This window comes from Streptomyces sp. NPDC091289 (genome assembly GCF_044757365.1).
GTDB lineage: Bacteria > Actinomycetota > Actinomycetes > Streptomycetales > Streptomycetaceae > Streptomyces.
On sequence record NZ_JBIVUT010000001.1, the window covers coordinates 427,594 to 449,643 of the forward strand.

Annotated in this window: 19 protein-coding genes; 10 read left to right on the forward strand and 9 right to left on the reverse strand. The window is 71.4% G+C overall.

Features of this window, described 5'->3' with window-relative positions:
* Positions 1 to 68: 68 nt before the first annotated feature.
* The 4 genes from ACIQPT_RS01815 to ACIQPT_RS01830 are packed head-to-tail and all read left to right on the forward strand — an operon-like array spanning position 69 to position 4,699.
* The gene (locus tag ACIQPT_RS01815; protein WP_401151408.1) at positions 69 to 1,379 is read left to right on the forward strand and encodes an ABC transporter substrate-binding protein; all 1,311 of its coding nucleotides are present in this window, start codon (positions 69 to 71) and stop codon (positions 1,377 to 1,379) included.
* Positions 1,380 to 1,390: 11 nt separating this feature from the next.
* Positions 1,391 to 2,404 (forward strand): carbohydrate ABC transporter permease, encoded by a 1,014-nt coding sequence (locus tag ACIQPT_RS01820; RefSeq protein ID WP_401151410.1) that lies wholly within the window; start codon positions 1,391 to 1,393, stop codon positions 2,402 to 2,404.
* Positions 2,397 to 3,290, forward strand: coding sequence for a carbohydrate ABC transporter permease (locus tag ACIQPT_RS01825; RefSeq protein ID WP_401151413.1), 894 nt, complete (start codon positions 2,397 to 2,399; stop codon positions 3,288 to 3,290). The genes ACIQPT_RS01820 and ACIQPT_RS01825 overlap by 8 nt, the downstream gene beginning before the upstream one ends.
* A gap of 47 nt (positions 3,291 to 3,337) precedes the next feature.
* Positions 3,338 to 4,699 carry a GH1 family beta-glucosidase gene (locus ACIQPT_RS01830; protein WP_401151415.1) on the forward strand — a complete coding sequence of 454 codons (1,362 nt, stop codon included), beginning with the start codon at positions 3,338 to 3,340 and terminating at the stop codon, positions 4,697 to 4,699.
* A 102-nt stretch (positions 4,700 to 4,801) separates the two neighbouring features.
* Here ACIQPT_RS01830 and ACIQPT_RS01835 read toward each other — a convergent pair whose 3' ends face one another.
* From ACIQPT_RS01835 to ACIQPT_RS01850, 4 genes are all read right to left on the reverse strand, one after another.
* Positions 4,802 to 5,569: an isocitrate lyase/phosphoenolpyruvate mutase family protein gene (locus ACIQPT_RS01835; protein WP_401151417.1), complete on the reverse strand. Its 768-nt coding sequence runs from the start codon at positions 5,567 to 5,569 to the stop codon at positions 4,802 to 4,804.
* Between the two features lie 138 nt (positions 5,570 to 5,707).
* Positions 5,708 to 7,474 (reverse strand): discoidin domain-containing protein, encoded by a 1,767-nt coding sequence (locus ACIQPT_RS01840; protein ID WP_401151420.1) that lies wholly within the window; start codon positions 7,472 to 7,474, stop codon positions 5,708 to 5,710.
* 148 nt (positions 7,475 to 7,622) lie between these two features.
* Positions 7,623 to 8,738 carry a DUF1996 domain-containing protein gene (locus ACIQPT_RS01845; protein ID WP_401151423.1) on the reverse strand — a complete coding sequence of 372 codons (1,116 nt, stop codon included), beginning with the start codon at positions 8,736 to 8,738 and terminating at the stop codon, positions 7,623 to 7,625.
* 506 nt (positions 8,739 to 9,244) lie between these two features.
* The gene (locus ACIQPT_RS01850; protein WP_401151425.1) at positions 9,245 to 10,390 is read right to left on the reverse strand and encodes a S1 family peptidase; all 1,146 of its coding nucleotides are present in this window, start codon (positions 10,388 to 10,390) and stop codon (positions 9,245 to 9,247) included.
* A gap of 277 nt (positions 10,391 to 10,667) precedes the next feature.
* On the opposite strand from ACIQPT_RS01850, the gene ACIQPT_RS01855 reads away from it, so the two are divergent.
* Entirely contained in the window at positions 10,668 to 11,708 is a 1,041-nt protein-coding gene (locus ACIQPT_RS01855) for an SCO7460 family lipoprotein (RefSeq protein ID WP_401151428.1), read from the forward strand.
* Between the two features lie 79 nt (positions 11,709 to 11,787).
* A complete protein-coding gene (locus tag ACIQPT_RS01860; RefSeq protein WP_401151430.1) occupies positions 11,788 to 12,366 on the forward strand; it encodes a GNAT family N-acetyltransferase in 579 nt (192 codons plus the stop codon).
* 57 nt (positions 12,367 to 12,423) lie between these two features.
* On the opposite strand, the gene sigJ is transcribed toward ACIQPT_RS01860, so the two are convergent.
* Complete coding sequence (gene sigJ, locus ACIQPT_RS01865) at positions 12,424 to 13,392, reverse strand: RNA polymerase sigma factor SigJ (protein WP_401151432.1); 969 nt, start codon at positions 13,390 to 13,392, stop codon at positions 12,424 to 12,426.
* Positions 13,393 to 13,493: 101 nt separating this feature from the next.
* On the opposite strand from sigJ, the gene ACIQPT_RS01870 reads away from it, so the two are divergent.
* Both ACIQPT_RS01870 and ACIQPT_RS01875 read left to right on the forward strand, forming a co-directional pair.
* The gene (locus ACIQPT_RS01870) at positions 13,494 to 13,856 is read left to right on the forward strand and encodes a hypothetical protein (RefSeq protein WP_401151434.1); all 363 of its coding nucleotides are present in this window, start codon (positions 13,494 to 13,496) and stop codon (positions 13,854 to 13,856) included.
* Positions 13,857 to 13,968: 112 nt separating this feature from the next.
* Positions 13,969 to 14,787 (forward strand): ABC transporter ATP-binding protein, encoded by an 819-nt coding sequence (locus ACIQPT_RS01875; RefSeq protein WP_401151619.1) that lies wholly within the window; start codon positions 13,969 to 13,971, stop codon positions 14,785 to 14,787.
* A 55-nt stretch (positions 14,788 to 14,842) separates the two neighbouring features.
* Here the strand turns inward: ACIQPT_RS01875 and ACIQPT_RS01880 are convergent, their stop codons facing one another.
* From ACIQPT_RS01880 to ACIQPT_RS01895, 4 genes are all read right to left on the reverse strand, one after another.
* Positions 14,843 to 16,399 (reverse strand): carboxylesterase/lipase family protein, encoded by a 1,557-nt coding sequence (locus ACIQPT_RS01880; RefSeq protein ID WP_401151436.1) that lies wholly within the window; start codon positions 16,397 to 16,399, stop codon positions 14,843 to 14,845.
* Between the two features lie 108 nt (positions 16,400 to 16,507).
* Positions 16,508 to 17,983, reverse strand: a complete 1,476-nt coding sequence (locus ACIQPT_RS01885) for a UDP-N-acetylmuramoyl-L-alanyl-D-glutamate--2,6-diaminopimelate ligase (protein WP_401151438.1) — start codon at positions 17,981 to 17,983, stop codon at positions 16,508 to 16,510.
* 266 nt (positions 17,984 to 18,249) lie between these two features.
* Complete coding sequence (locus tag ACIQPT_RS01890; protein WP_401151441.1) at positions 18,250 to 18,393, reverse strand: hypothetical protein; 144 nt, start codon at positions 18,391 to 18,393, stop codon at positions 18,250 to 18,252.
* A gap of 89 nt (positions 18,394 to 18,482) precedes the next feature.
* Complete coding sequence (locus ACIQPT_RS01895) at positions 18,483 to 19,526, reverse strand: hypothetical protein (protein ID WP_401151444.1); 1,044 nt, start codon at positions 19,524 to 19,526, stop codon at positions 18,483 to 18,485.
* A gap of 269 nt (positions 19,527 to 19,795) precedes the next feature.
* On the opposite strand from ACIQPT_RS01895, the gene ACIQPT_RS01900 reads away from it, so the two are divergent.
* Both ACIQPT_RS01900 and gndA read left to right on the forward strand, forming a co-directional pair.
* Positions 19,796 to 20,338 carry a DUF5709 domain-containing protein gene (locus ACIQPT_RS01900; protein WP_401151446.1) on the forward strand — a complete coding sequence of 181 codons (543 nt, stop codon included), beginning with the start codon at positions 19,796 to 19,798 and terminating at the stop codon, positions 20,336 to 20,338.
* 180 nt (positions 20,339 to 20,518) lie between these two features.
* Positions 20,519 to 21,961 carry an NADP-dependent phosphogluconate dehydrogenase gene (gene gndA / locus ACIQPT_RS01905; RefSeq protein ID WP_401151449.1) on the forward strand — a complete coding sequence of 481 codons (1,443 nt, stop codon included), beginning with the start codon at positions 20,519 to 20,521 and terminating at the stop codon, positions 21,959 to 21,961.
* The last annotated feature ends 89 nt before the right edge of the window (positions 21,962 to 22,050 follow it).

A 22,050-nucleotide genomic window follows, 5' to 3' on the forward strand; every position in this document is an offset into this window, starting at 1 on the left:
GCATAAATTAAGTCATGGAGGCCGTTCGGTTCCCGAACGCAGCCATCCCCGGAAAGGGGCCACCTCTCATGCGTCACCTCAGAGCCGCAAGCGCCGTCACCCTCGCCCTCGCCATCGCCGCGGCCGCCACAGGCTGTGGCGGCGGGACCACCTCGGGCGGCAGCAACGAGTCGCCGAAGACCCTCACCTACTGGGCGTCCAACCAGGGCCCCAGCATCGAGGCCGACAAGGAGATCCTCACTCCCGAACTGAAGAAGTTCGAGAAGGAGACCGGGATCAAGGTGAAGCTGGAGGTCGTGCCGTGGGCCGACCTGCTGAACCGGATCCTCGCCGCCACCAGCTCCGGTCAGGGCCCGGACGTGCTGAACATCGGCAACACCTGGTCGGCCTCGCTCCAGGCGACCGGCGCGCTCCTGCCGTGGGACGAGAAGAACTTCGAGGCGATCGGCGGCCGGGACCGCTTCGTCGACTCGGCGGTCGCCTCGGCCGGCAAGGAGGGCGAGCCGCCCGCCGCCGTGCCGCTGTACTCACTGGCGTACGCCCTCTACTACAACAAGAAGATGTTCGCCGAGGCCGGCATCGAGAAGCCCCCGGCCACCTGGGACGAGCTGGTCGCGGCCGGCAAGAAGATATCCAAGGGCGGCAAGTGGGGGCTGGGCGCCGAGGGCAGCAACCTCTCCAACAACATCCACCAGACCTTCGTCCTGGGCCAGCAGCACGGCGCCGACTTCTTCGACAAGGACGGCAAGGCGACCTTCACCTCCGACGGTGCGGTCGCGGCGGTGAAGCAGTACATCGACTTCATGGCCAAGGACAAGATCATCGCTCCGGGCAACGCGGAGTACGCCCAGAACCAGTCGCTCACCGACTTCGCCAAGGGCAAGACCGCGATGGTGCTGTGGCAGGCCGCCGCCTCCACCTTCGCCGCCCAGGGCATGAAGCCCGAGGACTGGGGTGCGGCCCCGGTGCCGGTCCCCTCGGGCGCACCGGGCGCGGACCAGCAGGTCAACTCCATGGTCGCGGGCATCAACATGGCGGTCTTCAAGAACACCAAGAACATCGACGGTGCGAAGAAGTTCGTGAAGTTCATGACCAGCGACGAGGAGCAGAAGCACCTCAACAAGACCTACGGGTCGATCCCGCCGGTCAAGACGGCCCAGGCCGACGAGGCCTTCGGCGCGCCCGACCTCGCGGTCCTCCGCGACACCCTCGCCACCAGCGCGGCCCCGCTCCCCCAGGTCCCGAACGAGTCCCAGTTCGAGACGGCCGTCGGCACGGCCGTCAAGGAGCTGTGGGCGGACGCGGCGGCCGGACGTCCCGTGACCGACGAATCCGTCAAGGCGCGCCTCGAAAAGGCCCAGCAGACGATGCAGCAGTGAGGCCCTGATCCATGACCGCCACCGTCACCACGGACCCCGAGGTCGACACGTCGACCGGTAAGGGTTCGAGCCGGGGCACCGGGGGTGCGCGCAGGAGACTGCCGCGCATCCCCGACCGGATCCGCCAAGGCGGACTGCCCTACCTGCTCCTTCTGCCCGCCGTCCTGCTCGAACTCCTCATCCACATCATCCCGATGATCATCGGGATCGTGATGAGCTTCCGCCAGCTCACCCAGTTCTTCATCAGCAACTGGGGGGCGGCGCCCTGGACCGGCTTCGACAACTACAGCATCGCCGTCGACTTCGACGCGCCGATCGGCGAGGCCCTGCTCCACTCGTTCTTCGTGACCTGCGTCTTCACGTTCTTCTCGGTCGGGTTCGCCTGGCTGTTCGGCACCGCGGCGGCGATCCTCCTCCAGGAGAGCTTCCGGGGCCGGGGCATCCTGCGGGCGATCTTCCTCGTCCCGTACGCCCTGCCGGTCTACGCGGCCGTCATCACCTGGGCGTTCATGTTCCAGCGGGACAACGGGCTGATCAACCACGTCCTGCACGACCAGCTCGGCATCACCGACGAGCCGTCGTTCTGGCTGATCGGCGACAACAGCATCTACACCCTGATCATCGTCTCGGTGTGGAAGGGCTGGCCGTTCGCCTTCCTCATGCTGATGGCCGGGCTTCAGAACATCCCGCGCGAGCTGTACGAGGCCGCCTCGATCGACGGCGCCGGCATCTGGCAGCAGATCCGCCGGATCACCCTTCCCTCGCTGCGCCCCGTCAACCAGGTCCTGGTCCTGGTGCTCTTCCTGTGGACGTTCAACGACTTCAACACGCCCTACGTGCTGTTCGGGAAATCGGCGCCGGAGAGCGCGGACCTGATCTCGATCCACATCTACCAGTCGTCGTTCGTCACCTGGAACTTCGGCACCGGATCCGCGATGTCGGTCCTGCTGCTGCTCTTCCTGCTGGTCGTGACGGCCGTCTATCTGTTCTTCACCTCGCGCGGAAGGAAGGGCGCCGATGTCTAGCCTCACGCGGCCGACCCGCACCACCCGGTCGCGGGCCCGCTCGCCGATGGCGGCGCCGCAGTCCTTCCTCTGGACCCGGCGCATCGTCCTGACGCTGCTCACCGGATTCGTCCTGCTGCCCGTCTATGTGATGGTCAGCAGCTCGCTGAAGCCGCTCCAGGACGTGTCGGGGAAGTTCCAGTGGATCCCGTCCACACTGACGATCCGGCCGTACTTCGACATCTGGGAGACCGTCCCGCTCGCCAGGTACTTCGTCAACTCGCTGATCGTGGCGGGCTCGGCGACGGTGCTGTCGGTGACCATCGCGGTGTTCGCCGCCTACGCGGTGAGCCGCTACCGCTTCCGGGGCAAGCGGGTCTTCACCGTCACGGTGCTGTCCACGCAGATGTTCCCGGGGATTCTCTTCCTGCTCCCGCTGTTCCTCATCTTCGTCAACATCGGCAACAGCACCGGCGTCGCTCTGTACGGCTCGCGCGGCGGCCTCATCCTGACGTACCTCACGTTCTCGCTGCCGTTCTCGATCTGGATGCTGATCGGCTACTTCGACTCCATCCCCCGGGACCTGGACGAAGCGGCGCTGGTCGACGGCTGCGGCCCCGTCCGCGCCCTCTTCCAGGTCGTCGTGCCGGCCGCCGTGCCCGGGATCGTCGCCGTGTCCGTCTACTCCTTCATGACGGCCTGGGGCGAAGTGCTCTTCGCCTCCGTCATGACGAACGACGCCACCCGGACCCTCTCCGTCGGCCTCCAGGGCTACGCCACGCAGAACGACGTGTACTGGAACCAGGTCATGGCCGCGTCCCTCGTCGTCAGCATCCCGATCGTCGCCGGATTCCTGCTCCTCCAGCGCTATCTGGTCGCCGGTCTGACGGCGGGAGCCGTCAAGTGACACCGGCCGACGGAAGCCGTCCCACCACCCCCACGGAAAGGCAGCACGTGTCCGACCTCAACGCCCTCCCGGCAGACTTCACCTGGGGCGTCGCCACCGCCGCGTACCAGATCGAGGGAGCCGTCGCCGAGGACGGCCGCTCCCCCTCGATCTGGGACACGTTCTCGCACACCCCCGGCACGATCGACGGCGGCGACACGGGCGACATCGCCTGCGACCACTACCACCGGGTCCCCGAGGACATCGGCCTGATCAAACGGCTCGGCGCGGACGCCTACCGCTTCTCGGTCGCCTGGCCGCGGGTCGTGCCCGGCGGCGACGGGCCGGTCAACAAGGCGGGCCTGGACTTCTACGACCGGCTCGTGGACGGCCTCCTGGAGGCCGGCGTCACCCCGTTCGCCACGCTCTACCACTGGGACCTGCCGCAGGTGCTCCAGGACCGGGGCGGCTGGACCGTACGGGAGACCTCGGAGCACTTCGCGGCGTACGCCTCCCACGTGGTGGAGCGCCTCGGCGACCGCGTCAAGGACTGGGCGACGCTCAACGAGCCGCTCTGCTCGGCCTGGATCGGGCACCTGGAGGGCCGGATGGCGCCGGGTCTCACCGACCTGACCGCCGCCGTGCGCGCCTCCTACCACCTGCACCTGGGTCATGGGCTCGCCGTGCAGGCCATCCGGGCGGCCTCGTCGGACGCCCGGGTCGGCATCGTCAACAACCTCAGCCCGATCGAGCCGGCGAGCACGAGCGAGGCCGACCTCGCCGCCGCCCGCCGCGCCGACGGCCACATCAACCGCTGGTGGCTGGACCCGATCCTGGGGCGCGGCTACCCGCAGGACATGGTGGAGGAGTACGGGGTCGAACTCCCCGTCCGGCCGGGCGATCTGGAGACCATCGCCGCACCGCTCGACTGGCTGGGCCTGAACTACTACTTCCGGCAGATCGTCACCGCCGACCCCGACGGCACAGCGCCCCGGGCCAAGCAGGTCTCCGTCCCCGGCGCCCGCCTCACCCACATGGACTGGGAGGTCCACGCGGAGGGCCTGGAGCAGCTGCTGCTGCGCCTGACCGAGGAGTACGGCGTCCAGCGGATCTACGTCACCGAGAACGGTTCGGCGTACGAGGACGTCGTCGCGGCGGACGGCTCGGTCCACGACCCCGAGCGCGTGCGGTACTTGGAGGAGCACCTCGCCGCCTGCGCCCGCGCGGTCGCCAAGGGCGCGCCGCTGGCCGGGTACTTCGCCTGGTCGCTGCTGGACAACTTCGAATGGGCGTACGGCTACGACAAGCGGTTCGGCCTGGTCCACGTGGATTATGAGACCCAGCGCCGTACGGTCAAGAGCAGCGGCCGCCGGTACGTGGAGCTGGTCCGGGAGCACGCGGAGCGCCGCGATGGCCGGACGGCCGCCTGACCCCGCTTCTCCCCTGCCCCTCCCCTGCCCCTCCCCGACAGCCCTCCGGCCGCGGCGCATTCTCGCCGCGACCGGAGGGCTTTTCGCATCGCCGGACAGCCTCTAGGAGGAGGGCGCCCACGGCTTCAGCATGTCCTTCATCGCGTCCGTCAGCGCGAACTGCAGCAGCGGACCGTAGGTGATGCGGCCGACGCCGAGGCGGCGGAAACGCTCCAGGTCGTGGTTCACGGGATGTGCCGTGGTGTTCACCGGAACGGCGACGGCCGCGGTCACCGCCGCGAGCAGCTCGTCGTCATCCTGGATACGCACCGGGTAGACGCTGTCGGCGCCGGCCCGCTCCATGGCCCGCAGTCGCTCGATCACCTCGTCGAGGACAGCCGAGGGCTTCTCCGCGTGCACGAAGAGGTCGGTGCGCCCGTTGACCCAGACCGGGACGCCCGCGTCGTCCGCCGCCGCGCGCAGACCCGCGACGTAGCTCGCGTGCTCCTGCGTGCTGCGCACGCGTCCGCCCTCCGAGTGGACGGTGTCCTCGATGTTGAGACCGACACCGCCGGCCTCGATCAGACCGGCGACGAGATCCGCGGGCTTCTGCCCGTAGCCGGACTCCAGGTCCACGGAGACGGGGACGTCGACCGCCGCGATGATCGGCCTGACGGCGGCGAGCACCTCCTCGAAGGTCTGGCCCTCCTGGTCCTCGGCCCCGCGGGAGTCGGCGAGCGGATGGCTGCCGATGGTCAGCGCGGGGAAGCCCGCGGCGGCCGCGGTCCGCGCGGACCAGACGTCCCAGACGGTGGGCAGCACGAGCGGCTTGTGGTCGGCGTGCAGTCGCTTGAGGCGTTGAGCACGCTCGACAGTGGTTCGAAAGTCCATGCCGAGACGCTACCCCCGCATCGTCCGAGAACAACGTGTCGAGCCCGCGGCGGCCACGGATGTCCGTGGCCGCCGCGGGCTTCCTCCACGCCGACAGCGGGGATGGGACGGCGCGGAGGGCTTCTCGTCCGGCGGGGGTCAGCTTTGGTAGACGCCGAACTCGTAGAGCGAGTAGCCCCACGGGGTGCCCCGCTCGGTGGCGCTCACGCGGACGTGTCGGGCGTTGCCCGCGACCTCGATGTCATCGATGCCGCCGTTGCCGGCCGTCTCGGTGTGGACGGTGTTCCAGTCCTGGCCGTTGTCCGAGGTCTGGACCGTGTACCCCTTGGCGTAGGCCGCCTCCCAGGCCAGCTGGACGTGGTCGAAGGAGGTGGTCGATCCCAGGTCGACCTGGATCCACTGCTGGTCGGCCCAGTCGCTGGCCCAGCGGGTGTCGAAGGAGCCGTCGACGGCGTTGGCCGCCGGGCAGGGGCAGCCGACGCTGTCCGGCTGGAAGGACGAGGCCTCGGCGGGCTTGCCGGAGGCCAGGTTCACCCCGTCGACCTGCGGCGGAACCACCTTGAAGGACTTCGTCTCGATGCCGACGTTGCCCTTCCCGTCGGTCGACTTGAGGTAGACCTTCCAGACGCCGAGCTTGTCCGGCGCGGTGACCTCGAAGGTGCCGTCACCCCGGTCGGTGAAGTCCGTCTCCGTCAACTGGCCGCTGTCGTCGATGTACTTGGAGTTGACCAGCACCTCGTGCGTGAGCGCGTCGCCGTCCGGGTCGGACACGGACGCCTTGAGCGTGAACGGCCGGCCCGCCTCGACGGCGGAGGCGTTCTCGACGGTCAGGTCGCTGATGACCGGCGGGGTGTTGTCACCGGAGGTGTCCGCGCCGTACGCCTCCTTCACCGCGTAGTAGGAGAGCCGCTTCTGGCCCGCGGGGAGCAGGTTGAACCAGACGCCGCCGAAGTCGTACTCGGTGCCGTAGTGGAAGAGCGTCGCCCCGAGCGAGACCCCGGAGTGCCCCTGGACGCAGTCCCAGGCGCTCTTGTATCCCGCGGCTTTCGCCACGTCGCTGGGCTCGTCCGGGATGCCGTTGGCGTCGTCCGGCACCTCCCACTCACCGGCGGGGCCGCCCTCGGTGACGATGTAGGGCTTGTCGTAGCCGCCGCTCTCCCAGGTGTCGCGGATGTCGCAGACGGCGTCGTAGGAGTTCACCGCGTACAGGTCGAGGTCGGGCGCGTTCTTCTTGTAGTACTCCCAGGCGCCGGTCCAGGCGTCGGTCGAGGTGACCGGGTGGTTCGGGTCGACCTCGTGGATCTTCTTGGTGATGTCGTTGACGAAGGTGGTGTACGCGTCGCGCTGCTGCTCCAGTTCGTCGCCGCTGTAGCAGTTCTGCAGGCCGAGCACCGACTCGTTGCCGACGTTCCACATGAGGACGCCCTCATGGTCCTTGTAGGTGTCCACCCACTTCGGGAACTCGGCGAGCATGTCGTTCTTGTAGTCGGTGTCCGTCAGGTAGTTCACACAGCCGCCGCTGCCGGGACCGCCGCCCGGCTGCAGCCAGAACCCGGCGATCACCTTGATGCCGTTGGCCGCCGCGGTGTCCAGGAGCGGTTCCGTGGTGGCGTCGGTGCCCCACGTACGGATCGTGTTGACGCCCATCGACTTCACGTCGGGCATGTACTGCCCGGCGTCCGCGACGGACGGACCCCAGGTCAGGCCCTTCACGGTGTACGGGGCACCGTCCACGGTCAGCTGCCAGGCGCCCTGGGAACCGGTCACCTTCACCACACTGCCGGCGGCCTGGGCGGCCGGCACCGGAAGGGCGGCCGCCGCGGCGGCCAGGAGCGCGGAGACGGCGAGACGCGCGGTGGTACGGCCCCGAGGGCGGGCCGGTCGTCGGAAACGGGACGTGATCATGGGGGGAAGGGCTCCTCACGGGAGTGCGGGTGGGGGATATGGAAGGTAGGTGCGGGCGGGGGAAGCGGAACGGATGGGAGAGCGCTCTCCCTTATGGGCGCGGTGCACCCATAAGGGAGACGCGATGGGGGCAGAACTCAGACCGGGGTCAGGGCAGTTCGTAGTTCTCGTCCAGGGCCGCGCCCTCGTCCGGGTTGGTCTCGTCGTAGCCGCGGGCGTTGCACTGGAGAGCGCCGACGACACAGTGGTCGACCAGGGCGGCGAGCGTGGCGTCGTCCCAGGCGTTGAAGAAGTCGTAGTGGAAGGAGTGACCGGCGCCGCTGGCCAGTCTCACCTGCGACATGTCACCGTTGACCGGCCAGGCCATCTTGAACTCGATCATCGGCAGGGCGACCGGGTGGCTCGTCGGGCAGACGTCCTGGTTGGCCCCCATCACGACCGGATAGGCCATGTGGGCCTTGTGGTCGGGGGTGTCCAGGTACTTGCCGTCCCAGCAACTGGGCGCCTGCATACGCAGGTTGAGCTGGGTGTCCTGGCTGGTCGGGCAGGTGGCCGGGAAGCCGTAGTTGTGGTAGCTCTCGCCGCACTCGTACCCCTCGACCATGCCGGGGTGGTCGCGGAACTCCTCGGGGGTCTGCGTGGGGCTGCCGACGACGAACCGCAGCCCCTTGGGGAACGGCCGTACGGTGCGGTAGTCGGTGACTCCGGACTTGTAGTAGATGGTCTGGGGGCCGACCGGGCGGATCTCCTCGTCCCCGTTGAACAGGGTCGGCATCCAGTACGCGGACACATCGCCGGGCGCCAGGCAGGCGGTCCCGCCCGCACTCAGGGACTCGGTGGTGCTGCTCGCGTTCGTGGTGTCGTTGCCCATGAACGTGTGGTCGTGCGACGCGCCGGCCTGGCCCGGGTAGACGATCGGGTCGTCCGGGGCGGTGTGCGTGACCGAGCAGTTGGCCTGGAACTCGTGGAAGTAGCGGTGCGGCGGGATCTCGTCGGACGGTTCCACACCGGTGACCGGCGGGTCCGCCGGTATGTAGCCGTCGCCGTCGGGGTCGTCGCCGAAGGCCACGGGCTTCGCGGGCGCCATCTTGTGCCCCTGCATGGCGTGCGAGGCAGCAGCGGGCTGATCGGATACGGGCCGGGCCGCCTCGGCGGCGGTCGCCCCGGCGTTCGTGATCGCGGTCAGCCCGAGCGCGACCAGCGCCAGGGCGGTGGCCACGATCAGGACGGACACCAGGGTCGTTCGGTTGAGTCTTGTCACCATAGGGACCTCCATGCCGCTCTTCATCCCTGCACATCGGGTGCACGGTGGGGGGAAAGGGTGAGCTGGACGGTGCAGCCGGGAAGAGAACTCCCCCTGTGCGTCACGAGGCCGGCGGACCGCGGGAACGCTGGGAGAGCGCTCTCCAAAGCGGTGCCAGTGTTGCGCCGGTGCTGAGAAGGTGTCAATAGCTGGTGAACGATGCACCGCGCAAAGGAGGTTGGGCGGGGTCCTGACATGACCGGGAGCCCGCACAGGAAAGCGGCCCCGCACACCGGCGGGACCGCTCACGTATACCTTCCGCACCTTCGCCGGACCGATGAACGCCGGCGCCGCGCGCTCACGATTTCACCGGCCGATGGAATCCGGCCGACCGGAGCCGCTCGAGACCGCCCGGGACCGGTCCGGGACCGCCCGGGACCACGCGCGCCCCGGCGCTTTCACCCGGCGCCCTCACCCGTCGGCGGGAGCCGTTCCGCCGGGGAGGACGGCGGAACGGCTCCCCCGGATCACGCGGTGTGCAGGGTCAGCCCGTACCGGTTGAGGATCTCGTTGACCGGCTGGTACCAGGTCTCGCCGCCGCCGGAGCAGTTGCCCCAGCCGCCGGAGGTGACGCCCTGGGCCTGGTCGCCGCTGATGAACGAGCCGCCGGAGTCGCCGCCCTCGGCGCAGACGCTCGTCTTGGTCATCTCGTGCACGGCGCCCTGGCTGTAGTTGACGGTCTCGTTCTTGGCCAGGACGTTGCCGCAGTGCCAGTGCGTGGTGGAACCGGAGCGGCAGATCGAGGCACCGATCGGCGCCTCGTTCGAACCGCGGACGAGCTGGTCGGAGACGGTGCCCCAGCCGATGACGACCGGTGCGGTCCACCAGCCGTTGGCCACGTTCACCCAGGCGTAGTCGTCACCGGGGAAGGACGAGCCCTGGAAGTGGCCGATGTCCGAGCCGTCCCAGCCGCGCACGGACTGACCGGCGCCGCCGCAGTGCCCGGCGGTGACGAAGCCGCCGTGCACGGAGAAGCCGATCGAACAGCGGACGTTGCCCGTGTAGTACGGGTCGCCTCCGACCGTTCCGGCGGCGAAGGTCTGCGGCGCTTCGGCGGTCGTCTCCACGGTCACGGGCCCGGCCTCACGGGCCTTGGCGACAAAGGACCGGACATCGTTGTCACGCTGCTCGGAGGCGACGACGTTCACGACGACACTGCTGGTCGCCGGGTCGACGTGCCAGCTGCTCACCCCGGCCGGCGCGGTCAGCTTGTCGATGCGCGCCTTCGTGGCGTCGAGCCGCTCGGCCGAGTGCCCGACGATCCGGGTGTCGGCACCGGCGGCCCGTACGGCCGCGGCCTTCTCGGCGTTCGTGACCGCGACGACCAGCTTGCCGGTCTTCGGGTCGAACCAGGAGCCGCCGTAGGCGGAGCCCGCGGCGCGCTGCGCCTTCGGCTCCAGGGCGGTGGCCGCCTTCTCGTCGGCGAGCCGCGCACGGGCCTCGCCCTCGCTGAGGCCGAGGTCGCGCTGCATCGCGGTGAGCAGGCCGGCGGAGGCGGGGGCCTGCGCGGAGTCGGTGGGGGCGGCGGAGGCGGACGAGGGGCCGGCGGCGGCCCAGGCACCGAGGAGCAGGAGTGCGGACAGACCGGTCCGCAGCACGGTTGCGTGTCTCAAGGGAGTGACCCTTCCTGTTGTTCCAGCGACGTGGGGGTGGAACGGGAGGCGTCCGTGAGCGCATGCCGATCGTGCCGCTTGAGAGCGCTCTCAGATCCGCCGTCCCGGACTGTAGCGGAGTTCGATAGTCAGGTCCATGCCAATGGCGGCGAAGGGTCGGGAAGGGGTGCGGGGGGGGGCGACGCGCACCGGGTTGAGTAGGCGTACTCATCCGGCCCGCCGACACTGGTCCTACTGTCACAGGAACAGGGGACGGGACCAGGTGGAGGAGCAGATCATGGCTGGATCACGCCGCAGACAGTGGAGAGCCGCGCTGACCGGCACACTGGCGGGTTCGCTGGTCGTCCTGCTGGGCGCGTGCGGAGTGGTCGACACCAAGGACGACCGGCGGGCGGCGGAGGAGCTGGCCGAGAAGCACTTCCCGGGGCAGCTCAAGGCGATCGGAGCACGCACGCTCTTCCCGGGAACCGGCGGCTCGGAGGTCACGTTCGCGGTGACCGACGACCGCGACGCCGTGGTCCGGCTCCGCATCGACACGGACAAGGCGGACCAGGGTCTGTGCGACCGCAAGGACTGCGCCGGCGTACTGGCGGAGGCCGTGAAGCGCGGGCGGCAGCAGGCCGACGACTTCCGTACGCTCAAGGGCGCCTTCGACGCGTGCGGTTACGAGGTCATCGCCCTGGGTCCGACCGGCACCCCGCCCTACGTGGTGGCCGAGCTGACGAACGCTACCGTGACGAAGGTGCTCGGCGAGATCGGGGAGTGCGTCCAGCGCTGGGTCACGGCGAGCGGGGCCGACAGCACGTTGGGGAAGGCTCAGGGCTCGTACGTGAACGTGGTCTCCCCCGCCGTCGCGGACCGCCGCGACCGGGGCAAGGACTCCTGGCCCACGGTGATGCGGCTGACCCGGACGGACCTCCTGGCCTCGCTCACCAAGCAGGCCTACTACTCGGCGAGTTACGAGATCGAGGCGGGCCGGGTCGACACCACGGGCAGCGCCCGGGTCGTCCGCCCGTTCCGGGAGCGCCAGAAGTTCGGCGACACCGTGCAGAACGCGGTGAAGGAGCAACTGCGGGCCACGTACCCCCGGGTGGTCATGAGCAACTACCAGTGGATCTGGCGGCTGGAGCCGGGCCGTGTCGACCGGCAGACCGGTTACGTGCTGTTCTGCCCCGAGCCGGACGCGCGCGGGCGGTGCGTCAACAGCGACGACGCGGCCCTGGTGACCACGGACGAGCACGGCAATCCGGTGGGGAAGATCCGGCTCGTGCACGACGTACGCGAGGGCACCGGGGCGCTGCGGCTGCCGCCGTACTAGGTTTCCCTGCTCCCCCTGCCCCTGCCCCCTACAGCTCCCCAGCGGGTGTCATCGGACCCGTCGTGGCATCGTGGGCGCCATGGCCATCGTCGTCCGCCCGGCCTCGGCCTTCGAGGACGTTCGTACCCTGGTCGGTCCGAAGTCGCCCGGGGCCAACGTCTGCTGGTGCCTGAGCTACCGGATTCCGTCCAAGCTCAACAACGAGCTTCGCGGACCGGCCCGCGGTGAGTACGTCGCCGGGCTGTGCCGTGCGGAGCCCCCGCCGGGGGTACTCGCCTACGACGGCGACGAGCCGGTGGGCTGGGCCGCCGTGGCACCGCGCTCGGACACCTCCTTCGCGCGCAGCCGTCGCATCCCGCACGTGGACGACCTGCCGGTCTGGTCGCTGTGGTGCGTCCGGGTCCGCCCCGGTCATCGTAAGAAGGGGATCTCGCACGTCCTGATCGCCGGGGCGGTCGAGTTCGCCCGTGCGCACGGCGCGCCGGCGATCGAGGCGTACCCGATCGACAACGGTGACGCCATGGTCGACCTGACGATGGCGTACGCCGGGATCCGGAAGAACTTCGAGCGCGCCGGGTTCACCCACGCCGCCGACACCACCTCGGTGCTGGCCGGTCACCCCCGCGTCCTGATGCGGCTCGACCTGCGCGGTCAGTGACCGAAGGCGGTCAGTGATCGACAGCGGTCGACAGCGGTCGACAGCGGTCGACAGCGGTCAATGATCGAGGGCGGTCAGCGGTCGCGGGATGTCCTGGACCTCTTCGTCGACCCCTTCATCAACACCCCGGCGGGTCGCCCACGGCTGAAGCTTCTCCGGATTGCGGACCACCCAGATCCGGGCGACACGCCCCTCGGCGACATCGAACGCGGCCACGGTCACGACGGCACCGTCACGCCGCGCCACCAGGCCCGGCACACCGTTGACCGGCCGCTCCAGGAGTTCGAGGCCCGGCGCCCGGTCGGCGATGGCCACCATGTACGGGGCGATACGCGCGGCTCCTTCGATCGGGCGCAGGGCGGCGCCGACCAGGCCGCCGCCGTCTGCGGTCATCAGGGCGGCCGGGTCGAGGAGGTCGACGAGGGCCGCGATGTCCTTGTTCTCCCAGGCCTCCTTGACGCGCCGCACGGCGTCGGTCCGTGTGTCCGCCGGTGCCGGAGCCGGGGCGGCGGGCACCCGCCGCCGGGCGGAGGACGCGAGCTGCTTGCAGGCGGCGGGGGTCCGGCCGAGGACGTCGGCGATCTCGGCGAACGGGTAGCGGAAGACGTCGTGCAGGACGAACGACACCCGCTCGGCGGGGGTCATCGTCTCCAGGACGACCAGGAAGGCCATGGTCACCGATTCGTCCAGGACGATCTGGTCGGCGAGGTCGGCCAGGTCGGTGCCCCGCCCGCGCCCGCCGGGTTCGGGCAGCGGATCCGGCAGCCACGCGCCCACGTACCGTTCGCGCCGGACCCGCGCCGAGCCGAGCACATCCAGGCAGATACGGCCGGTCACCGTCGTCAGCCAGGCGCCGGGCGACACGATCTCGTCCCGCCGGCTCCGCGGCAGCGCGTACCAGCGCGCGTAGGCCTCCTGCACGGCGTCCTCGGACTCGGCCAGCGATCCGAGCAACCGGTACGCCACATTGATCAGTTGACCGCGCTCACCGGCTGTCTCATCGGTGCCCGCCGTTGCCGCCCCCATGCTCCGACCGCCTCTCGCCTTACCTTTCGCGGGCCCGCTTCGTCGGGCTGGTAAGACCTTATCGATCAACTGCCCACGGGCGGGAAAAAGGGGGGCGTGGCATGACCACCCAGGTGACGACTCGGCGTGGATTCTCGTTTTTGCAGATCGCGATCGCTCTGCAGACCCTGACCATCTTCCTTCAGGCCGTCTCCTCCGGACTGCTGATGACCACGTCCTACGGAGAGGTTCTGCACAGCGTCGGAGCGCGCGTGATGTACGGGGCGTCGATGCTGTACGTGCTCGCGGCGGTGCTGGCCTGGAAGCCGGGCGGCGGCTCGCCCCGGCCCGTGCTGCACGCGTCCGGCTTCCTGGTCCTGGCCTCGGTCCAGGTCGCGGTCGGCATCGCGCACATACCGTCGGTGCATCTCCCCCTGGGCGTCCTGATGTTCGGGCTGAGCGTGCTGGCCCTGGCGCGGCGATGAAGGCGGCGCGGGGACCGTACCGCGTCCGCGATGCGGTCACCCGCCCAGGTCGATGCCGCCTACAGCTATCCTCCGTGCGGTGGACACCGAAGCCAAGGGGCTGGACGACAGCATGGACGGGAACACCGGCACCGGTCGCGGGCGCGTCGTCGCCGCCCTCGACGGCGTGAGCATGCGCCGCCACGCCACCGGCCAGGTCATCCTCGACGGTGTCGACTGGACCGTCCGGGCCGGCGAGCACTGGGCGCTGCTCGGCCCGAACGGGGCCGGCAAGACCAGCGTGCTGCGTCTCGTCGGCGCCACCGCCTTCCCCACCACCGGCACGGTCGACGTCCTCGGTCACCGGCTCGGCCGGGTCGACGTACGGGAACTGCGCGCCCGCATCGGTCATGTCTCCACCTCCCAGCGCGTCCCGGGGGACCTGACCGGGCACACCACGGTCCTCACCGGGCACACCGGCACGGTCCAGCCGCTGTGGAAGTCGTACGACGACGAGGTGCGCGAGCGCGCCCACGGGTTGCTCGCCGAACTCCAGGTCAAGGAGCTCGCCGACCGCCCATACGGCGTCTGTTCGGGCGGTCAGCGCGCCCGGATCCTCATCGCCCGGGCCCTCATGGCGGACCCGGCTCTGCTGCTGCTCGACGAGCCGTTCAACGCACTCGATCTGCCCTCGCGCGAGGACCTCATCGACACCATGCGTCATCTCGCCCTGAACCGGCCGGAGTTGTCGACGGTGACCGTCACGCACCATCTGGAGGAGCTCTCCCCGGCGATCGGTCACGCCCTGCTCCTGCGGGAGGGGCGGGTCCTCGCGGGAGGGCGGGTCGAGGACGTCCTCACGGAGGAGCGGATGACCGCCTGCTTCGGCCGCCCCATCGAGGTGACACGGCACGCGGGCCGCTGGCTGGCCCGCTCGGGCGGCTTCGCCTAGACGAGCCGCCCGGCCGCCGCCCGGCCGCCTGCCGCCCCCTGCCGGAGGCCGGCTCTCAGGGCGCCAGCAGGGGCAGGCCGGCGGTACGCCAGAGATCACGGAACCCGTCCTCCGCGTCGCGCCCGGGGCCGTCCTCGTCCGCCGTACGCCAGATCCGTACCGGCGCCCCGCTCCCGGCAGGTCCGTCGAGAGGGTCCCAGCCCGGATCGCCGTGGGCGGCGAACCCGGCCCAGGCGCGGGTCATGCGCCCGGAGAGCTCCTGGTCGGCCGGGCCGGGCGGGCCGCCGACGAGGAAGTGGACGCTCTCCTCGTGGAGGTTGCCGAAGGCGAACGGGATGTCCGCGCAGTGCCAGGCGCGCACCCGTTGCCCCGCACGGTCCCGGCGGCGGTCGAAGCGGGCGAGGAAGGCCCGGCCGCCCGCCAGGGCATGGGCCTCGGCGAGACGGGTGCTGTACTCCGCGAACAGGAGGCCGGAGTAGAGGGACAGATAGACATCGAGGACCGGTGCGTCCGGCAGGCGCTCGCGGTGGCCCTCGACGAGGGCGGCCGGGAGGCCGAAGTCGGCGGCGAAGGCGGCCAGTTGCTCTTCCGTCGTGATCTTCGCACTGCTGCCGACCGCGTCCAGGAGCCAGTACTCCTCCGTGGTGTGGCAGACCAGCAGCTCCACCGCGCCGCCCGCCCCGGCCGCCAGGGCCTCCAGCGGGTCGGCGGTCAGGAGGACGCCGTCGGCGACCGGACCGTAGATCGCCGGGTCGTAGTGGCGCTGCCCCGAGCCGGGGTCCTGTGCGTACCGCTCGCGGACCCGGTCCCCGGCGGCCACCAGGGCCTCGGGCGGGGCGGCGAGCAGCCCGGCGCCGGTGGCGGGCACCCCGGCCGCCGCGGCGACCTCGACGGTGGTGCGGGCCGCCTGCTCCACCGTGGCGAAGGCGTTGACGGCGCTGTGCAGGACGGCGCGGCGGAACAGGCCGCGCGCCCGGTCGGCCACCGCCAGGCAGGCCACGGAGGTGGCGCCCGACGACTGTCCGGCCAGGGTGACCCGGTCGGGCGAGCCGCCGAACGCGGAGATGTTGTCGCGGACCCATTCCAGGGCGGCGATCTGGTCGAGCAGGCCCCGGTTGTCGGGGAAGGGCTCGGCGCCGCTGCCGGCATCGGTGGCAGGCGTGCCGCTGCCGGCGTCGGGCACATGGCCGAACCCCTCGAAGCCGAGGCGGCTGTTGAGGGTGACGACGACGAGCCCCAGGCCCGCCGGCGCGGTGCCGTCGAAGTCGGGCTGGGCCGAGGACCCGAAGACGTACGCGCCGCCGTGGATCCAGACCAGTACGGGCAGGTCGCCCGGCCCGTCGGCGGGCGTCCAGATGTTCAGCGTGAGGATGTCCTCGTCACCGGGCGACCAGGCCGGCGCGCCCGGCAGTTCGGCCGACTGGGGAGCGATCGGCCCGAAGGCGACGCAGTCGCGCACGCCGTCCCAGGGTTGCGCCGGCTGCGGCTCCCGGAACCGGCGGTCGCCGAACGGCGGGGCCGCGTACGGGAGTCCGAGTACGGAGACGATGGAGCGGTCCCGGGCGGTGCGCCGCCCCCGTACCGTCCCGGCCTTCGTCGTGAAGATGTCCACGGCTCCCGCTCCCCCCGCTCCCGCCCCGTCCGGCTTTCGGCGCGGCCGGGCCATCGTCCCAGCTCATCGGCGGCCCGCACCAACGGATTGATCCCGGCCGGGGTCGGTCTAGGCGCCGATCAGTTCGCGCACCGTGGCCATGTCGCTGAACGGCAGCAGCTCGCCCCGGACGGCCTGGTGCGGCTCGCTGCCCTTGCCCGCGATGAGCACGATGTCGGCCGGCCCCGCCTCCGCCAGCGCGGCGGCGATGGCCAGGCGGCGGTCGGTGATCCGCTCGAACGGTGTCCCGGCCGACGCGATGCCCGGGGCGATCTGGTCGAGGATGGCCTCGGGGTCCTCGTAACGGGGGTTGTCCGAGGTGAGGACGCACAGGTCGGAGTGGGCGCCCGCGATGGCGCCCATCTCGGCGCGCTTGGTGGTGTCGCGGTCGCCGCCGCAGCCGAAGACGGTGATGACCCGTCCCCGGGCGAAGCCGCGGATCGTGGTGAGGACCTTGCTGAGGGAGTCCGGCGAGTGGGCGTAGTCCACGATCACCGAGGTGCCGCCGGGGGTGTGGAGGCGTTCGAAGCGGCCGGGGATCTGCGGCATCCGCTCCAGCGCGTCGACCAGCCCGGCCAGACCATGGCCGAGGAGGTGGCAGGCGGCCACCGTGGCCAGCGCGTTGGAGACCGAGAACCGGCCCGGCGAAGGGATCGCCGCCGGGTACTTGCGGCCGTCGTGGTGCAGGGTGAACCGGGTGCCCGAGGCGTCCACGGTGAGATCGCTCGCGCGGTAGTCCGCGTCGCCGTCCAGCGCGTACGTGGTCACCGCGTCGGGCATCAGCTCCCGGATCCCGGCGCCCACCGGGTCGTCGGCGTTGACCACGGCGCGGCGGCACAGGCCCTGGAAGAGGCGGAGTTTGGCGTCCCGGTAGTTCTCCATGGTGCCGTGGTCGTCGAGGTGGTCCTGGGTGAGGTTGGTGAAGACGCCGACGTCGATGAACGTACGGTCCAGACGGTGCGTCAGCAGCCCCATCGAGGTGGCCTCCAGGACGACGCTGCCGGTGTCCCGGTCCCGCATGTGCCCCAGCAGGTACTGGAGATCGGGCGATTCCGGTGTGGTGAGCACCGAGGGGGGCATCGGGATGGGCTCGTCCCCGATGCGGCTGCCCGCCGTGCCGATGACCCCGACCCGGGTCCCCTCGGCGAGCCGCAGCACCGACTCGGTCATGTACGAGACGGAGGTCTTGCCGTTGGTGCCGGTGATGGCGATCAGGTCCATCGCCCGGCCCGGTTCGCCGAAGTAGCGCGAGGCGAGGACGGCGGCGGCCTTGCGGACGTCGGGGACGCGTACAGCGCATACGTCGCCCAGCGCCGCGGGCAGCGGCGGCGCCTGTTCGTCGACGATTACGGCGACGGCGCCGCGAGCGACGGCCGGGGCGACGGCTTCCGGGCCGCCGGCGGCGTGGCCGGGCACCGCGGCGAAGACGGAACCGGGGGTGACCCGGTCCGCGTCGAACGTCGCTCCGGCGGTGACGTCCGTGCGGTCGGGGGCTCCCCGCAGCACGTGGTGGACCTGCCCGGCCATGAGGTCGCTCAGATTCACGATGATCCCTTCGAGTGCGGCGCCGGCCAGGTGGTGCGGCCGTCGCCGGGAAGCGGCCCGGGCGGGTGCGCCTCGGGCCGCGTGGTGCTGTGGTGCTGTGGAGCCGGTGGTGACGCGTCGCCTCCGGCGAGTGCCGGAGGCGACGGTGAGCTCCGGCGCTCAGCGGGCCGGAGAGGTGGTATCGGTACGGGGGCGGCGGGCCGGGGGCGGTGACGCCGGGGGCCGGGAACGCCGGATGCAGCTGTCGGGAACGGCCGGGTGGGCCGCTAGCCGTGGCCGTGCAGTGCGGTACGGCCCGTTCCGGGCGCCGCGTCGGCGGGCGCCGGGGGCACGGCCGCGCGGGCGGCGGCCGGGGGCAGCGCGGAGGAGGCCCTGAGCGGGCATGTCCTCGGTGCGGTGCGGTGTCCCATAGGCCGAGTGTACGTGCGGTGGGAAGGGCCCCGGTCCGCGCCGACCGGAGCGGGTCCGGGGCGGGGACCGGGGTGGGGCCGGGACTCCGTCAGGGGGTGCTGTCGATGAGCCGGACGGTGCTGAGGATCTTCCGCACGGTCGGCTCCGGTACCTCGTCGTCGACTCCCCGTACGCCGACGAACGTCCAGGAGACCGTCTCGCCCGCCGAGTTCTCGAAGGCGAACGCGGTCGCCTTGCCGTCGTAGGAGCAGCCGCCCGTCCTGGCGACACCGGTCGAGGTGGCGGTCGCCACGCTGCCGGTGATGCCGGACTTCGTGGTGAACGGCTTCGCCGCCCCGGTGGTGACCTTCTCCTTCGACGGCTGGGCGTAGCTGCCGTAGACCCAGAGACGGGCGTTCTCCCGGGCCGCCTCGGCGGTGCTCCGGGCGTCGGGCTCACCCCGGGAGCCCACGGAGGCGAGCGGGGTGTCCTCCTGGATGCCGTTGCCGTCGTCGTCGGACCGGCACCACTTCTCCTTGAGGATGGCCGGGGCCGAGAACCCGACGAGCGGGACCTCCTCGGGGTCGTCGTTCTCGGCGACGTAGCTCACCCAGCCGCTCGACTTGAGCGCCCACTGGACCGGGACGTCGAAGGCGATGCCGCGCTTGGGGTTGACCACGGTCTTCCAGCCGGGCACGAGGGGCGCGGTCCCGTCCTCGTCCCCGGTGCGGGGCTCGCCCGGGGACGCCGACGGCGGGGCGGTGTCCGCCCCGGTGGGCCCCGCGCTCGGCTTCCCGTCGTCTCCTCCGCCGCCGAGCACCAGGAATCCGGTGATCCCGGCGGCGAGTACGACGGCGGTGGCCGCGACGACGGCGATGACCGCGCTGCGGCGGCTGCCGCCGGACGGGGGCGGCGGCCCGGGGTGCGGGGGCAGCCCTGAGGGAACGGTCTGCGCGCTCCAGGGGGCGGAGGCGGGCTGCCCGGCGGGCCGCTGCTCCTGCGGTGGCCACCCGTACGGCTGCCCCTGGCCGTGCCCGTACGGCTGTTCCTGGCCGTACGCCTGCTGCTGTGCCTGTCCGTGCGGCTGCGGTTGCGGCTGCGGCGGTTCCTGCTGGTGGTGATCGCCCCCGGGCGACTGCGGTCCATTCCCCATAGGGGATCACCCTATTGCGGGGCCGTACGGCGATTCGAACGGCCCCGGGCTCCGGCTCTCCCTGGCTGCCCCTGACTTCCCCGGACGCCCCCGGACTCTCCGGATGCGCGGCGCACCGGCCGCGACCTGCGTACGGACCGGTTCACAGCGCCCGCGTCCGGCACCGGAAACCGATCTTCCCTTTGCGGCCGGAGCGGGACGGGAGTGGAATTGCGTACAGGGGACAGGAGAACTTGCTACTCCCGGAGCTCCGGAGGAAAGGACGCGCCATGAGCGACACCGACTGGGGGGACGCCGTCTACCAGCCCCAGGAACCCGAGGCTTCCGATCCCGGCGAACAGCTCGGCGCCGAGGACACACTCATGGATCCGTCCGGCACCGGCGACCCCCTGGACGAGGGATATTCGCCGCCGGACCGCCCGTGGGTGGTCGACGAACTCGGCACCACGGCCGGCGAGCGGCACACCGGAGAGTCCCTCGAAACCCGGCTGACCAGGGAAGTGCCCGAGCCGGACGGTTCCGCCGGCGACGGCGTGGGCGACCTGGTGGACGGCGACGGCGAGCTCTGGGACGACGAGGTCGGTGTCGCCCGCGCGGGACGGCTGACCCAGCAGGCCGACGGGCGCGTCCCGGCCACCCTCACCGCGAGCGATGTGGGCATCGACGGCGCGGCGGCGTCGGCGGAGGAGGCCGCGATGCACGTGATCCCCGAGCCGGGGGACGACGACGCGCTCCTGGAGGCCGGGCCGCCCCCCGCCGCCCCCGGTTCCGGCACTGCCGCCGACGGCACAGCGGCCTCGCCGTCGCCGTGAGCGGCCCCCGGGCGAGCGCCCACCCCTGAACGCGACTGTCCCCGGGCCCGTACTCCCCTGACCGGAGCGCACCACGCCGCACCGGACCCACCACGTTCACCGCACTCACCACACCCACCACACCCACCGCACTCACCGCACTCACCGACGTACTCGGATCCGATCCCCAGGAGCACACAGATGAGCGGCACCGCTCAGATCGGCGTCACCGGACTCGCGGTCATGGGCCGCAACCTGGCCCGGAACTTCGCCCGCAACGGCTTCACCGTCGCCGTGCACAACCGCACCACGTCCCGGACGGACGCCCTGGTCGAGGAGTTCGGTGACGAGGGCACGTTCATCGCCGCGCGCACGCCCGAGGAGTTCGTCGCCGCGCTGGAGCGCCCCCGGCGGCTGGTGATCATGGTGAAGGCGGGGGACCCCACCGACGCGGTGATCCAGGAGTTCGCGCCACTGCTGGAGGAGGGCGACGTCGTCATCGACGGCGGGAACGCCCACTTCGAGGACACCCGCCGCCGTGAGAAGGAGCTGCGCGAGCGCGGGATCCACTTCGTCGGGGTGGGGATCTCCGGCGGCGAGGAGGGCGCGCTGAACGGGCCGAGCATCATGCCGGGCGGCTCGGCGGAGTCCTACGCGTCGCTGGGCCCGATGCTGGAGAGGATCGCCGCGCGGGCGAAGGACGGCACGCCGTGCACCGCGCACATCGGTCCCGACGGCGCCGGCCACTTCGTGAAGATGGTCCACAACGGCATCGAGTACGCGGACATGCAGCTGATCGCCGAGGCGTACGACCTGCTGCGCGCCGTCGCCGGATACTCCCCCGCGCAGATCGCCGACACCTTCCGTGCGTGGAACACCGGGCGGCTGGACTCGTACCTCATCGAGATCACGGCGGAGGTCCTCGCCCACACGGACGCGGCGACCGGGAAGCCGTTCGTCGACATCGTGCAGGACCGGGCGGAGCAGAAGGGCACCGGGCGCTGGACCGTGCAGATCGCGCTCGACCTCGGGGTGCCGGTGTCGGGTATCGCGGAGGCGGTCTTCGCCCGGTCGCTGTCCGGCCACGCCGATCTGCGGGAGGCGGCCCACGGTCTCCCCGGGCCCACGCCGAAGCCGCTCGACGGGGCGGCGGCCGCCGCGTTCGCCGACCGGGTGGAACAGGCCCTGTACGCCTCCAAGATCGTCTCGTACACGCAGGGCTTCCACCAGATCAGGGCGGGCAGCGAGGCCTACGACTGGGACATCGACCTCGGCTCCGTGGCGGCGATCTGGCGGGCGGGCTGCATCATCCGGGCGGCGTTCCTCGACCGCATCCGCGCCGCGTACGCCTCCCGGCCCGACCTGGTGAGCCTGCTCTCCGACAAGGAGTTCGGGCAGGAGATCGGCGCGGCGCAGGACGACTGGCGGGCGGTGGTGGCCGAGGCCGTGCGCCAGGGCGTGCCGACCCCGGGCTTCGCCGCCGCGCTCTCGTACTACGACGGGCTGCGAGCGGACCGGCTGCCCGCGGCGCTCACCCAGGGCCAGCGGGACTTCTTCGGGGCGCACACCTACCGGCGTACGGATCGGAAGGGTTCGTTCCACACGCTCTGGGGCGGCGACCGGTCCGAGACCGAGGCGGGCTGAGCCGGCCGGCGCCCGGGGCCGGTCCGGCGCTCCCCCGCCCGGCCCACCCGGGGTGCGGCCGGACGCGGCGCGTGGCTTAGTGGCACCGA